We start from the raw sequence: 14,707 nt of genomic DNA, 5'->3' as shown, positions 1-14,707 counted from the left end.
TTATTCAGAAACCGTTTCTTTTTTATGATATTTACGGAAATACCGCACCGTCATGATGGCCAGGAAAACCACCCCGACCAGAATGGAAATTCGGGTTTCCGGGTTCAGGAACATGAAAATTAACGTGATGGCCAGAAAGACCAAGGTTACGTAGTTCGAGTAAGGCGCAAACGGCATCTTGAAAGGATGATCAACCATCTCTTCCGGATGCTGTTTACGGAATTCAATTTCACTGATTAGGATGACAAACCATGGCACCATCCCGGGAAGGACACTGGAACTGTAGACCATGACAAAAATCTGGCTAGCATCCTTAAAGAACATTGGCAGAACCACGTTTAACACGATCCCGATGGCGATTCCCAGAGAAATCGCGATGACGGAGTAGAAGGGTACCCCGTGCCGGTTCAACAGTGTGACCTTCTTAGGCAACTGGCCCTTTTCGGCCAAGGTGAAGGCCATCCGACTGGCACTATAGATCCCGGAGTTGGAACCAGATAGGGCCGCCGTAACCACCACAAAGTTAATGATTGAGGCCGCCGCCGTGATCCCAACCTTGGCAAAGGTTTGGACAAATGGGGAACCCAACTGGTTTAATTTATCCCAGGGATAGATGCTGACAATCACGAAGATTGCCCCGACATAGAAAATCAAAATCCGCGCCACGGTCGACCGAATAGCCGCCACCAGCGTGTGCTGTGGGTTCTGGGCCTCACCGGCCGTCACCCCAATCAGTTCAATCCCCTGATAGGAGGCCAAGACAATGGCGAGTGCGTAGATGAACCCTTTGGCCCCACCGGTAAAGAAACCACCGTTTGTCCAGAGGTTACTGATCCCAACCGCGTGGCCCCCGTTACCGAAGCCAAACAGGATCACCCCGAGGCCGGCGATAATCATCAGGATAATCGTGACCACTTTAATCAGGGCAAACCAAAATTCCAGCTCCCCAAACATCCGCACGGAGATCAGGTTAGCTGTACATAGGAAGAGGATCGCGACCAACCCGGGGATCCAGTCTGGTAGGTTGGGCCACCAGAAGCGGAAGTAGCCCCCGAGGGCAATCATTTCACTCATCCCAACCACGATAAATTGAAAAATGTTACTCCACGCCGTCAGGTAACCAAAGACGGGATGCATGTATTCGGACGCAAAGGTTGAGAAGGACCCGGTGGTTGGATGGACGTAAAGCATTTCGCCCAGGGCCCGCATAATTAAGTATAGGAAAATTCCGGAAATGATGTAGGCAATGAGGACGGAAGGACCCGTCCACTTGATGGTGGAACCAGACCCCATAAATAATCCGACGCCGATAGTCCCACCCAATGCGATCATCTGCATTTGGCGAGCGCTTAGTCTTCTCTGCAATCTAATTCCTTCTTTCTGTTGAATGATTAAAACTTAATGAGAAAATGTTACCTGATCTGTCGCTAATAAGCAACCTTTATTTAGGTCATTCTTAAACCATTGGCTCTCATTATCCCGCAACCACGGGGATTATTCAATCACTGCATAGACTAAAAAAAGAGTCCTAACCAATTCTAGACTGGTCGGGACTCCCGAAACTTTATTTAGATTAACTTCTCGTAGACGTAGCAAACGTCAGCCGGGTGGTAAACCCCAACGATCTTGCCCACGCGTTCGAAACCAAACTTTTCAATTAAGTGCTGCATCTTCCCGTTGTCCTTGTGGGTATCGATACGGATACTCTCGCAGTCGGGATGATTTTCGGCAACGTAATCGAACAGGTCACGGAAAAGTTGTGACGCGTAACCCTTACCCTGGTGATGGGAGAAGATGGCAACCCGGTGAATCGTGACAAACTTATCCGTTTGCTTCAACCATTCACCTTGCAGCGTGTCGTACGAGGTATCAGGAGCCGTCATCACTGCGGCAACTCCTAATGTTTCGTGGTCATCACTGTTATAAATGACCGCCCGACCGGCAGCGATATCTTCCTTGATAACGTCGCGGTTGGGATAATCATTTTGCCACTGATCGATACCGGCATCGGCCAGTTGTTGCTTACCGTCTTCAATAATGTCACATACTAAGTCTAATTCGTCTTCTTTGGCTTTACGTAAATACATTTATCTCTCACTCCATCCTTGGGTCTAAGCTAAACTGGCTAATACGCGTTGGGCTAATTGGTCGACTCTGGCCCAGTCGTCATCGTCTGCATCCCGGTCGATCTTAACGGAATCGGCAACTTGTTCGCCATTACTTGAGTTCAATTGGATAGTGAGATAATCAACTGCCCGACCGAAATGCAAGTGCGTCTTGGAACTAGAACCCAGAACCGCAAACTTCGTGCGATTCAGGTCAACCTTCTTCAAGTCCTCAAAGAAGTCTTGCGCCTCATCAGGCAATTCGCCGTCATGAAACGTATAACTGGCCACGATAATCGCATCGTTTTGGGATAACTCAAAGGCATTCACCTGAGAAATCTCGGTAATCACGGTTTGGGCCCGTGAGGCCAATTGGGCTTGCAAATGACCAGCAATGGCCTGGTTACGGCCGGATTGGCTGGCATAAATAATCTGAATGCTTGGGGTCATAATTAGTGGGTTCTCCTAACTGTTCACGAAATCAGCTAGCTCGCGTATCGTCAGCAAACTAGAAACTGCTAAATATAATATCACTTATGCCACCAATTCCCTAACGATTGGTCTCGATTGTTGATAAAACATTCCGTAAACGATTCGCTCATTACGTCGCAAGCCGGCTAAAAGACCACCTTGTCCAGCATCATTGCCGGCATTTCATCCCTAATTCCCGGCACACCGAAACCACTGAGTTCACGAAATTCTCGCCGTAATTGTTGATACCCCGGCCAGTTGGGTGAAAAGTTGGCGGCCGTCATTTCACCCAACAACTGATTAACCGCCGCCTGTACACTGGCCGCCAGTTCTTGAGCATCCGGGCGTAAGCGCCCCTGATCGTCCACACGACGGTGCTGACCATAAACCATTTGGCGAAACAGCCGATCCACATGGTCGAGTGAACGTTCATGGCCCCCAGCCGCCTGCTCGACCTGGTAAAGTGCCATGCAATAGCGGGCGAATCCCGGAATGACCATCGACGCCCGCGTGGTGACCGACCGATTGACACTAATCAAGGCCTCACCACCGGTTGGTGCCAGCACCCGCTGCAGGCGTTGGGCACTGGCCTCGGCCGCCCGTTTGGCTCGCCCCAAGGTGCCATCATGATAGATGGGGGCCGTTGCTTCGGGGCCCTCGTAAGAAAACAAGATCGTCTTACAGTCTGGTGCTAGCACCCCGGCCGCCTTAAGGGCTTCAATCCATAGTTCCCAGTCCTCACCGCCCATGACATGGACGGTCGCGGCAATTTCCGCTGGCGAGGCCGGCGGTAGGGTCTGCCTGACCAGGCGCTCATGCGCCAGATCCAGTGTCTCATCCGTCACCGACTGGCCAATCGGCTTAATCACCGACCGCCATACCTCAGTCGCATCGGCTGGATTGACCCGTTTGGGCGCGGCAATCGCATAGACCACCAGATCCAATGGTGCCCAGTGTTCTCGTTGTAATCGGTCAATCACCTGTTGCTTGGTCGCCGTTAAAAAGGCGTCGGCATTCACATTGACGGCCCGCAGGCCTTGGGCCTCCGCCGCCTGTTTCACATAGACCTGATTCCACCAGCCGGCGGTTCCCAATGATTCGCCTTGTGGCGCCCGCTCGTAGCCCACGGAGAGCGTGTTGGCGCCTTGACCAAAGGCCACCGTCACCCGACTGGCTAGGCCATAACCCGAAGCCCCGCCCAGGATCAACGCATTCTTGGCACCGTCGTAGGTTCCGGCCGTCTGCACCTGATTGGCCCCTAAGTCGATTCGGAGCTTTCTGCCAATCGGGTTAACCGTCCGGGAGACGTTACCGGCAATTGTTTCCGTTAATTTAATCATTTTCATCCGTCTTCTTCTCCTCCTTCGAGGTCTTGGCTCTAATTTAACACGTTTTGACCATGATTGGGCCCGACTAGCCTTCCCGCTTCGACCGGCCGAAATGCCACTCGTTTGGTGATCGAAACTTAGATCGATAACCATAAAAAAAGCCGCGACCTGGTCGCGACTAGTCTTACTTATTCATTTTCTGCTTCAAAATTGGATTTTTCCAAGATTTCTCGAACCTCATCGGTGGAATGGGCCTCCATCATGGCGTTCCGCAAACCGGCAGCGTTTCGCTGATTGCGAACGTAAATCTTGAAGAACCGCTTCAACGCCGCAAAGTGAGCCGTTTGGAAACGTTCGGCAAAGTCATCGTACAGATCCAGCTGATACTTCAACAAGTCCATCAACTCATGCAAATCGTGTTCCTGTGGCTCCGCCTCAAAGGCAAATGGCGTGGTGAAGATGCCCCGACCAATCATGATGCCGTCGACGCCAGGATGCGCTTGCGCCAAGGCTAGCCCTTCCTGATAGTTCTCGATGTCACCATTTAACTGCAGTAAGGTGTTAGGTGCGACCTCATCACGTAATTTCACGATATCATCGATCAATTCGTAATGGGCGGGTACCCGACTCATTTCCTTCTTAGTCCGTAAGTGAATCGTTAACAACGGAATGTCTTGTTTTAATAGGAAGGTTAACCAATCAGGCCACTCGTCCAATCGACTGTAACCCAATCGCGTTTTGACACTGACCGGCAGTCCGGCTTCCTTAGCACCCGCAATAACTTCCGCAGCGCTATCGAAGTTGCGAATCAGGTCACTCCCACCATGATTCTTGATGACCGTTCCGTCAGGACAACCCATATTCAAATCAATGGCCTCATAGCCACGTTCCTTGACGTTCTCCGCTGCCCGAGCAAAAGCCTCACGATCGTTACCCCATAATTGGACAACGGGCATGTGGGCCTCTTCTGGGGCGACATATAGCCGGCCCTGAACAGAAAATTTAGCCTTAGGATGCGTGACACTAATCGCATTGGTAAATTCCGTGAAGAAAACATCCGGTGCGGCTGCCCGGGCAACCACTCGACGGAAGATAGCGTTAGTGACGGCTTCCATGGGGGCCAAGCTAAAGAACGGCCGGTTTTCGGCCTTGGCGTGGTCAGCAATATTCTGCCAGTAATTTGAATCAGGCACAGTTAAAATCTCCTCTATTAGTAAATTTTTATAAATCCCGTGTTTTTCACAATCTCTATATTTTACCACGTTTCCCAGGGGTTACCAGTAAAAGTCCCTGTGATCACGTAAGGGGCCCGTCATGACACCGGGCCCCTCATTCCTGCTTCACTTAATCGATTACTTGTTCGTTATGGTGACATCCCCACTAGCCGTCTTGATGCCCAGCTGATTGGTGGCATCAGTGTGCCAGCGGGTCTTGTGCGACCGTGACTGGTCGTTAACCTTCACGTACCCCTTAATGGTCGCAATGTCGACCCCGGTCGACCGCCGGATGCGGGCCCGCACGTCGCCGGACTGAGTCGTCACGCTGAGCTTGCCAGCAACTTGGTTGTCCGTCAGCCGGACATCGCCCTTGACTGCTTTAATGGTACTGATTTTTAACTTGGCGCCAGCCACACTCACATCCCCGTCGGTCGAAGACAACACCGTATTGGCTGAAGAGGACTGGACATTGGTTAACCCAATATCGCCTTGCAGGGTCTGCACCGCCAGCTGGCCGGCGCGGACGTCGTCTAACCAAACGTCACCGGTCGTCGAGTGAACCTGTAGTTGCTTGGCTACCGTCAGGCCTTGAAGCGTCAAATCAGCGCTATCGGCCACCGTCACCCGATTGGCTTTAATGCCCTGTAACGATACTGACCCACTCTTGGCCGCCACATTGACCCGGTCAAGTTGCGTATCCTTGGGCACGGTCACGAGCACGCCGCTCGGGTTGGCAACGGCCGCCCCAACACTGGCCTTGCCACCAAGGAGCGTTGCGGTCTTAGCCTTCACTTGACCACCGGTAATCTTTAAGGCTGAGCCATCAACGACCACATGTGGCCGCGTCTTGGTTCCCTTTAGATAGCGCACCGTCACCTGGTTGGTGTTGCCAGACTTCACAGTGACCGGCACCGGGCTCGCAATCTCAATGTTTTGATAGGCTACCGGCCTCACGTGACGACTCACGCTACGGGCAACCCGTAATGCATGAGCCTCATGGTCCCATGCCACCGCCTGGCCACCATGGTGCCACCAGCCCAGGCCTCCTAAAATCACGCCTAACACAATCAAGGTTAGGCTAACTCGCCGTCGATGTCGCATGTCACTTGCCCTCCAGTCACTAGTCCTATTTTGGGTAAATTCTCGTTCTCATCAAGTCGCTAACAATATACTAATTTAGCCAGTAAATGTCAATTGATGACCCCCTTCAAAGTGCCCATCTTAAAGCATTTTCAAGCATTAGTCGTTCAACGAATCAACCATTGATTGTTATCGGCATTTTATAAATAAACAAATGAGACGTTTCGTTGACTTTACGGGGCGGTCTTAGCATACTTATTCTAATCATTACCGAGGGGGATTACTGTATGCTCAACCATCAAGCACTGTTGATCATCGATTATACCAACGACTTTGTCGCCGACCAGGGGGCCCTAACTTGCGGCGAACCCGGGCAAAGGCTGGCCGCGACCATTGTCAGCCTGGCCGATGACATGCTGGCCGCTGGTGACTGGATTTACCTGCCGACCGATGTCCATACGCCAAATGACCCGTACCATCCGGAAACCAAACTCTTCCCGCCACACAACGTTCGCGGCTCTTGGGGTCGCCAACTTTTCGGTCCCCTAGCGACTTGGTTCGACCAACATCAGACCGATGCCACCGTGAAGCAATTTGACAAGACCCGTTACAGCGCCTTTGCGGGAACCGATCTGGATCTGCGACTCCGTGAACGTCACGTCGACACCCTACACTTGGCGGGAGTCTGCACGGATATCTGCGTCCTCCATACCGCCGTTGATGCCTACAACTTGGGCTACCAGCTCATCATCCATCAGGATGCCGTGGCGAGCTTTGATCCCACTGGTCACGAGTGGGCCCTCAAGCACTTCGTCAACGTGCTTGGCGCACAAGTCGTCTAACTAAGAAATGCCTAAAAGCACCGTCACGATTGGTTTCGTAGCGGTGCTTTTTGGGATTGTCCGAAACATTCGAGTGGCGTACAATAAGAGGCATAACCAGTTTTTAGGCAAATTATCTGCCAATAAAACTAAATCTATACATATAAAGGTGGCCACTTAACATGAAACGCCTATTCATTACACTCGGTCTTGGCCTACTTCTGACCGTGACCCCCATGGGAGTTGCCCATGCCGCGACGGCAACATCCACTGCGGCTAGTACCGCAACCGCCACGTCCGCTTCGACCACGGCACCGGTAACCAGTTCTTCCAGTTCGACTTCGACTTCAACATCCTCGTCCAGCGAATCATCGACGACCAAGCCCCAGCCGACCCCGAAGCCTAAACGGGTCTACCGTAAGGTTATCAAGACCAAAAAGGTGACGTACTACACCAAGATCAACAGTAATAAGCGTCACAATTACAAGGTCTACAAGTCCGGCGGTGCCAAGTCCTCCGCGGCGAACTGGACGGCCATTTCAACGGGTCGGCACTACGCCAATCTGAAGGTCCACATCACCCGGGAACAAACGATGGCCGACGGTTTATGGTTGAAATTCACCTACAATCATACCAAAACCGGCTGGATTCATCGCAACGGGACCGTTAAAAGTTACCGCATGTTAAGCGTGCCATTGATTGCTCAACGCCCACAACTACCAACCGGCTGTGAGATTACCGCAACAACCATGATGCTTCAATACGCTGGCGCCAAGGTGACTAAGATGTCCCTCGCAAAGGAAATGCCCCGTAGCTCGAATCCTAATAAGGGGTTCGTTGGTAGTCCCTATGCCAAATCCGGCTGGTGGATCTATCCCAAGGGCCTATTAAAGACCGTTAAGAAACATGTCGGGTCCGCCAAAGACATGACCGGTGCCTCCTTCACCAAAATGAAGAAACAAATCGATAAGGGCCACCCTGTCGTTATCTGGGTCGCCGGTGTCGACGGCTTCGTTAATCACGCCATTACTTTAACGGGGTACAGTGCCACTCGGGCCTACTACAACGACCCCTGGACCAAAAAGCGAACCAGTATGACACTCAAGAATCTTAATAACCACCGGAAACATGATGCTTACCGAGCACTCAGCTATTAAATAAGTCGGCTCCCTGTTTTTAAACAGGGAGTTTTTTTGTTTCTACTTGATTGTCAAGCCAAGGAAGTCGCCACATGAACCAGTTGCCTCATCATATTTCCCGGGTTATTCGTGCCAGTAATCTCAAACGACTCCCAGAAGAAGCGCCAAACCGACACTCGTCCTGGCTGACGTTTTTCGTTATTATAACGATTTTTGTCGTCTTCATACTATCTTCACAGAGAATTCAAAATTTCGTTAGAGTTCGTTAACATAACTAATTTATACGACTGCTATATTGTAGGTGTTACATATATTTTTTGGGGGGAGATTGGCCGGGGGGACCAGTCTCGCCCTTTTTGGCACAATTTAAGAAGGAGATGGCTTATTTGCAATTCAAACACCCGCGGATGGCAGCGTTCGCCGCTGCTTCTCTGGCAGTCCTAACCATTGGTCTAGCCGGTTGCTCGAGCTCAAACAAGACTTCTGCATCCGACTATGGCATCAAGAACAACAAGGTGGCGCTGACCACCGCCCAAATTAAGAAGAATTTGGATACGAAGATCATTACGACCCGTCAAGACAGTCAGAAGGCGTTGACTGCTCAGTACAAGACGGCGGCCGAAAGTGACCGGTACACATTGACCAGTCCCTACGTCAAAATCAATCCCTACAACGCCTCACCATTGACGGCACTGGTGACCTTCAAGACCGGCGAGGCCGTGAAGGTCACCTATACCGTCGTTGGTAAGACGGACAAGACATCCATCACCAACACGGTCAAAGGTGGCTATACCAAGTCGCACCAAGTGCCGGTCGTTGGTCTATACGCCGACACCAACAACACCGTTAAGATCACGACAACGTCAAAGAATGGGAAAACCACCACTAAGACTTTAAAGATGCAAACCGGATCCTTGCCTAAGTACATCAAGGATGCCACCATCAACGTCACCAAGAGTGACAAGGACGAGATGGAAATTGGCAAAAACAAATTAACCATTATGAACCGCACCACGAAACAGCCTTTTGCTATCGATGCCGATGGCGAAGTTCGTTGGTACGACACCAACTACTCACAACACACTATCGAACAATGGTCAAACGGCCATGTCATGATGTTGTCGAAGAAGGACGTGAATTCAGACGTCTACAACGACCTCTTAGAGACCGATTACTTAGGCCGCGTCTACAAAGAATATTCTTTCTCCGCCAATACCAGTAGCTCCGACAGCAGTAGCGTTTCCAAGGCCGCTGCCAAGTCCAACAAGGAAACCACGGTCATTCATCATGACCTGGTTGAATTGCCAAATCACAACTTTCTCGCGACCGTTTCCGACGGCTCCAAGTATAAGGAAGATACCATGATTGAAGTTTCTCACAAGACCGGAAGAATTGTGAAGGTCATCGATATGAAGAAGCTCCTGCCGAAATCCATGTGGTCACATTACAAGAAGGGCATCGATGGCAAGATTGATTGGCTCCATCAAAACGCTGTGGACTACGACAAGAATGACGATTCCATCGTCATTTCCAGTCGGAACCAAGACCTGATCATGAAGCTCGACTATAAGACCGACCATATCAAGTGGATTTACACCGGCAAACAGAAGTCCAGTTGGCCGTCCGCCTACCGGAAATACCTGTTGACACCAGCCAAGGGCACCACGATTACCGGTGGCCAACACGGTCTCTATCTCTTGAACAATGGCGGCAAGAATAGTGCCAACAGTGAAGACTTCATGCTCTACGACAACAATATTGCCGTGACCAACGGCAATAAAAAGACCTCCGGTAAGTATTCGCAGGCCGTTCAATACCACGTTGATACCCGGAAGATGACCATTAAACAAACCTGGGCCTATGGTCAGTCCTTAGGAAAGACCAACTTCACGCCCGTCATCGGTTATGCCCAAAAGCTGGCCAATGATAACGTCCTCATCGACTTTGGGTTCAAGAACGGCGGTAAGGAAAGTAACGTCATCGAGGTCAATCAGTCCGGCAAGCAAGTCTTCAACGTCACCATGAAGAGTGCGGCCTCCAAGGCCTACGCCTACCGCGCCTACCGTGTGCCGTTCTATGACGCTGCCTATCAATTCGACGCGACTAAATAGGCGCTGACGTTTAACTGGCGTCTCCGGTGCTTAGGTGCGCCGTTCGCTGTGGGGCCTCCTCCAGCCATAATCTGGACTTTCACCTTCGACCCCGCTTCACTTAATCTTGGACCCTTCCGGATCAGATCGATGATATTGCCTCAAACACCATTCTCAAAAGTTAACCAAATTAAAGGGAGACCACAGTATCTGACAAAGATAGTGTCGTCTCCCTTTTTATTTCGTGATTTAAAGATTGCCTAATGCTTCCAACGACGGTGATGATGGGTTCGGTAGAGCCAGGTGATCAGCCCAATGATAATAAGAATCGGGACAATTAACGCAAAGCCCGCCAGAATTTTGCTAAAGAGCCCGATTAAAATGGCGCCGATCGCAAAACTCCCCAACACCGTGAAGGTATCGAGCGCCTGGCTGCTGGCCTTGTGGTCGTGATAACGAACGCCATCATACAATGACGCCGAGGCCTTGCGCAGGTTACCCGTCATCATCAGTGGCGTGAATGGCGCCCCCTTAATTCGCCGGAACTCTTGTAATTCTGCCGCGGCGGCTAAGGAAAGCAAGGTGGTAATGACGATATCCGGCAGCCGATTGGTCGCAATCATGACAAAGACCAATAAAACAAGTTCATACCACAACACAATGTACTGCTGGTTCACCGAGCGCTTCTCCAAGAGATGTTGCAATCCCCGCGCCAACATCGTTCCCACAGCAAAGGCTAAAATGGAAGCCAAATAATGACCCACTGTACTGAATTCCATGCGGCCCAGATGAATACCTAATAAAATAAAGTTCCCCGTCTGTAGTCCAGCGAAGATTTCACCGTGTTCCAAATAAGAATAGGCGTCCAACGCCCCCGCAATCATGGTTAGTGCGCTCCCAAATAATAACTGCTCGTGAGCTGGAAAATCCGTCTCTTCCAATTTTAAGTCACTCCATTCGCTTAATTTATCTGATCAGTATAAATGAAAAGCCCCTTGTCAGGGGTATGTATTGGGTAATCGAACGACTATCGTCCTGCCCAGCCACCGGCGTCACGGGGTTTGTGCAGATCATTAAAAGTCCCTAAAGATCGTGGCCAATTAAAAAAATCCCCGTCACTAGGACGGGGATTCGTAAACCTCTGATTGGGCTAGCTGGATTCGAACCAACGCATGACGGGATCAAAACCCGTTGCCTTACCGCTTGGCTATAGCCCAATAATTAAGTCGTTATGACTCAACAGCTATTAGTTTAGCATTCACAACCGTCAAAATGCAACCCCTTTTATGAAAACGCTTATGATACGAGAAGATTAGTTGACACTTAACCCAACAAACGGCTACCATGAATGTATATTAATTCACAATTAAACGGTCCTTCTGGGACTAAAAAAGGAGGGGCCGACATGTCGACCACCATTACCATTAAGGATGTTGCCAAGGCTGCCGGCGTCTCCGAGGCCACCGTGTCACGGGCTTTAAACCACAGCGATCAGGTCAAAAGGGACACCCAACAAAAGATTCAGAACATTGCCAATAATCTTGGGTATCATCCCAATGGACTTGCCCGCAGTATTCGGATGCAACAATCCCATACCCTAGGCGTCATTATTCCGGATATTCTCAATGACTTCTTTACCCAATTCATTCGGGCAATCGAAGACGCCAGCGACCAAGCCGGCTACGATGTCGTCATCGTCAATACCGACGAGCATCCCGAGAAGGAAACGCGGGCCCTCAACCTGATGTTAGAGAAGCGGGTGGACGGGTTGATCATTGCCAGCGCCGAGGGGGATACCGACTATCGGGAACTTCTTGGGGGCATGCCCACCGTTTTCGTCGACCGAACCCCACTCGATAGTAGCCAAACCGGCCTGGATCGGATTCTGGTCGACAACGTCCAAGGCACCCGCGATGTCGTGGCCCACCTGATTAAACAAGGAGCGCAACGTATCGGAATCATCAACAGTGCCGTTCCGTTCACGGCCCACGAACGACGCCAAGGGTACCACCAAGCGCTAGCGGCCGCTGGATTGCCACAGGAGGCAGCCATCGAGGCCACCGCTCGGACGGACAACAGTAATGTTGAACAGATGACCCGACAAATCCTCATTAACCAAAAGTGCGACGGCCTCTTTGTGGCGGACAACACCATCATGGCGGCCGTTCTACGCAAACTACCCGAACTGAAGCTGCCACGCCTTTACCTGGGAGGCTTCGACGATCAGTCATGGTTCGACCTGCTCGAACAACCGATCGTCACCGCCCGTCAGCCGGTGAATCAACTGGGCCAACTGGCCGTTGAGCATCTATTGCAGCGTATTCAAGACCCGGCCACCCCGCCTCAAGAAATTCGTCTCGCCACTACGGTGATTGACCGATAGGCCTTGGTGGCACGGTTTCAACTTGACTAAGCTTGAGCGAAGCCGCTTATCGAACTAGACAACTATAAAAATCGTTACGAAAAAAGTCGCGACCAAGTCGCGACTTTTGATTTGAGCGGTTAGCTCGATTAATTTACTTGATTGGGTCGTAGTTTGCCCGTGGGCCACCAACGTACTTTGCCCGTGAACGTAAGGCCGTCACGTGGGCGCCACCTAATTCCTTGATGGAAGGACGAACTGGGACTTGAACGAACTTAACGTGCATCCCAATGAAGGTATCACCGATATCGAGCCCAGCTTGGGCAACAATGTGTTCAACTTCAACGGGATCGTCAAAGTTCTTGAAAGCGGCGATTGAACCAGCACCACCAGCATGCAAAGCTGGAACGACGTTGACAATTTCGAAGCCCTTCTTTTCAGCTACTTCACGTTCAACCACAACACTCCGGTTGATGTGTTCGCAACCTTGAACGGCCAAGTGAATTCCTTCTGGCTTCAGCTTAGCAATGATCGTCTGGATAATTGCTTCACCGACATCTAGGTTAGAATTCTTACCAATTCGCCCACCAACTACTTCACTAGTAGAACAACCGAGGACGAAAAGGTCCCCCTTGTGTAATTTTGCTGCGTCCAACACATCTTGAACGATAACGTTCAAGTCTGCTTTCAACTTTTCAATATCAATATCCATCATGATGCACACTCTCCTTATGTCAGACTGGGCTTGAATTTAACGAGGCTCTTAACGAGTAAGACCGCCACGACCATCCCGAATCCAACTTGAAATAAATTACTTGTAATTGATGCTATACCGGCCGGCCAGCCGTATAGGAAGGCAGTCGCTAAACAATAACCAACTACCATGATAGCGCTACCGACAATCAATGGGAAGATGGTAGCCTTTAAAGACTTATCATTTTCTGGTGTCAGGTAAGCGACGGCGAAACCTTGAGTACCATGAATGACTAACGAGAAGAGGCACCACACTGGGTAGCCAGCAAGGATATCAATTAAGAAACCACTACCGGCCCCCACCATGACACCAACTGGATTGCCAAACAAAATCGCACTGGTATAAATACCCACTTCACATAACGTCACAAATCCGTTGGTACCAGCAATTGGAATCCGTACAAGTAACGACAATGCCACCGTTAAGGCGATCATCACCGCTGCTAACGTATTCGTCTTCAATGCATCGTGTTTCATTGGGTTTCCCTCCTATTGGCGGCTAGCGCCTTGCCACACGCTCCCAAGCTGTGGACTAATCACGACGCCATGTTCAATGCCCAAGTGGACGAACCGCTTGGCATCGTTAACCGCGTCAGGTAACGACCGACCGTTAGCCAACTGACCTGTAATGGCGGCGGAGAAGGTACATCCCGCACCATCAGTCGTTGACTGGTGAATCTTAGGACTCTCAAACCAGAAATCTTGTTCGCCATACCGCAAATAGTCCACTGCCGTGTCGCCCGGCAGCCGATTACCACCTTTGATGACCACGTTAGGACAACCAAAGGCCTGAATGGCCTTTGCCGCCGTGACCATTTCGGCTTTCGTCGTAATCTTGCCCAAGCCGCTCAATTGGCCGGCCTCGTCAAGATTAGGCGTCGTCACAAATCCAAGTGGTAATAACCGTTGTTGCATGGCTTTAAGGTAATCCGACTGTAACTGAGTATCACCCTCCTTGAACACCAGGACGGGATCAACCACCAACTTTAGCGGATGAGCGGCCAGCTCGTCGCACACGGTTTCCAAGGCAGGTAAATCACCAAGTAAGCCCGTTTTAGCAAAGTGCACCGGCAACTGGGTCAAGATCGAATCGAGTTGTTGCTTAATAATGGCTGAATCTATTTGATACAAGCTGACCCCGCTGGGCAAGATGCTCGCCACGCTGGTTAACACGCTGACACCAAAAACATTGAGTTCTTCAAATGTTTTTAGGTCGGCCTGAATACCACCGCCGGCCAAACTATCCGAACCAGCGATGGTTAAGACGTTTTCCATGAGATCTCCTCCTGATACTGTCAATTATTGTCCTTCGTGGAAGCGATCACAACCGCCAATTGGCTT

14 protein-coding genes and 1 tRNA gene are annotated in these 14,707 nt (G+C 50.7%); 4 read left to right on the top strand and 11 right to left on the bottom strand.

What is annotated here, in order from left to right:
* From EKM96_RS00615 to EKM96_RS00590, 6 genes are all read right to left on the bottom strand, one after another.
* The gene (locus EKM96_RS00615) at window positions 1-1,365 is read right to left on the bottom strand and encodes an amino acid permease (RefSeq protein WP_125638339.1); all 1,365 of its coding nucleotides are present in this window, start codon (window positions 1,363-1,365) and stop codon (window positions 1-3) included.
* Between the two features lie 203 nt (window positions 1,366-1,568).
* Complete coding sequence (locus EKM96_RS00610) at window positions 1,569-2,087, bottom strand: GNAT family N-acetyltransferase (protein ID WP_125638337.1); 519 nt, start codon at window positions 2,085-2,087, stop codon at window positions 1,569-1,571.
* Window positions 2,088-2,111: 24 nt separating this feature from the next.
* Window positions 2,112-2,555, bottom strand: coding sequence for a flavodoxin domain-containing protein (locus EKM96_RS00605; protein ID WP_125638335.1), 444 nt, complete (start codon window positions 2,553-2,555; stop codon window positions 2,112-2,114).
* Between the two features lie 167 nt (window positions 2,556-2,722).
* Entirely contained in the window at window positions 2,723-3,922 is a 1,200-nt protein-coding gene (gene fabV, locus EKM96_RS00600) for an enoyl-[acyl-carrier-protein] reductase FabV (protein WP_125638333.1), read from the bottom strand.
* 170 nt (window positions 3,923-4,092) lie between these two features.
* Window positions 4,093-5,097, bottom strand: coding sequence for a tRNA dihydrouridine synthase (locus EKM96_RS00595; RefSeq protein ID WP_125638331.1), 1,005 nt, complete (start codon window positions 5,095-5,097; stop codon window positions 4,093-4,095).
* A 159-nt stretch (window positions 5,098-5,256) separates the two neighbouring features.
* A complete protein-coding gene (locus EKM96_RS00590; protein WP_125638329.1) occupies window positions 5,257-6,222 on the bottom strand; it encodes a DUF4097 family beta strand repeat-containing protein in 966 nt (321 codons plus the stop codon).
* 266 nt (window positions 6,223-6,488) lie between these two features.
* On the opposite strand from EKM96_RS00590, the gene EKM96_RS00585 reads away from it, so the two are divergent.
* The 3 genes from EKM96_RS00585 to EKM96_RS00575 all read left to right on the top strand — a co-directional run bounded on the left by EKM96_RS00585 (window position 6,489) and on the right by EKM96_RS00575 (window position 10,272).
* Window positions 6,489-7,043, top strand: a complete 555-nt coding sequence (locus EKM96_RS00585) for a cysteine hydrolase family protein (RefSeq protein ID WP_125638327.1) — start codon at window positions 6,489-6,491, stop codon at window positions 7,041-7,043.
* Window positions 7,044-7,204: 161 nt separating this feature from the next.
* Window positions 7,205-8,179, top strand: a complete 975-nt coding sequence (locus tag EKM96_RS00580) for a C39 family peptidase (RefSeq protein ID WP_125638326.1) — start codon at window positions 7,205-7,207, stop codon at window positions 8,177-8,179.
* A gap of 359 nt (window positions 8,180-8,538) precedes the next feature.
* Window positions 8,539-10,272: an aryl-sulfate sulfotransferase gene (locus EKM96_RS00575; RefSeq protein WP_164510942.1), complete on the top strand. Its 1,734-nt coding sequence runs from the start codon at window positions 8,539-8,541 to the stop codon at window positions 10,270-10,272.
* 239 nt (window positions 10,273-10,511) lie between these two features.
* Here the strand turns inward: EKM96_RS00575 and EKM96_RS00570 are convergent, their stop codons facing one another.
* Together EKM96_RS00570 and EKM96_RS00565 are read right to left on the bottom strand one after the other, a co-directional pair.
* The gene (locus EKM96_RS00570) at window positions 10,512-11,192 is read right to left on the bottom strand and encodes a YoaK family protein (RefSeq protein WP_125638324.1); all 681 of its coding nucleotides are present in this window, start codon (window positions 11,190-11,192) and stop codon (window positions 10,512-10,514) included.
* A 204-nt stretch (window positions 11,193-11,396) separates the two neighbouring features.
* Window positions 11,397-11,468 (bottom strand) — tRNA-Gln (locus EKM96_RS00565).
* Window positions 11,469-11,656: 188 nt separating this feature from the next.
* Between EKM96_RS00565 and EKM96_RS00560 the strand changes: the two genes are divergently transcribed.
* Window positions 11,657-12,634 carry a LacI family DNA-binding transcriptional regulator gene (locus EKM96_RS00560; RefSeq protein WP_125638322.1) on the top strand — a complete coding sequence of 326 codons (978 nt, stop codon included), beginning with the start codon at window positions 11,657-11,659 and terminating at the stop codon, window positions 12,632-12,634.
* 133 nt (window positions 12,635-12,767) lie between these two features.
* On the opposite strand, the gene EKM96_RS00555 is transcribed toward EKM96_RS00560, so the two are convergent.
* Genes EKM96_RS00555 through thiD form a run of 3 tightly spaced genes read right to left on the bottom strand, consistent with a single transcriptional unit; the run spans window position 12,768 to window position 14,641 of the window.
* Window positions 12,768-13,325 carry a TIGR01440 family protein gene (locus EKM96_RS00555; protein ID WP_061776399.1) on the bottom strand — a complete coding sequence of 186 codons (558 nt, stop codon included), beginning with the start codon at window positions 13,323-13,325 and terminating at the stop codon, window positions 12,768-12,770.
* A 17-nt stretch (window positions 13,326-13,342) separates the two neighbouring features.
* Window positions 13,343-13,843, bottom strand: coding sequence for an ECF transporter S component (locus EKM96_RS00550; RefSeq protein WP_061776381.1), 501 nt, complete (start codon window positions 13,841-13,843; stop codon window positions 13,343-13,345).
* Between the two features lie 12 nt (window positions 13,844-13,855).
* The gene (thiD, locus tag EKM96_RS00545; protein ID WP_125638320.1) at window positions 13,856-14,641 is read right to left on the bottom strand and encodes a bifunctional hydroxymethylpyrimidine kinase/phosphomethylpyrimidine kinase; all 786 of its coding nucleotides are present in this window, start codon (window positions 14,639-14,641) and stop codon (window positions 13,856-13,858) included.
* Window positions 14,642-14,707: the final 66 nt, after the last annotated feature.

The organism is Levilactobacillus tangyuanensis, from assembly GCF_003946545.1.
GTDB classification, from domain to species: Bacteria; Bacillota; Bacilli; order Lactobacillales; family Lactobacillaceae; genus Levilactobacillus; species Levilactobacillus tangyuanensis.
Note: the sequence above shows the minus strand (reverse complement) of the source record. Positions and strands in the feature narration are given on the sequence as shown.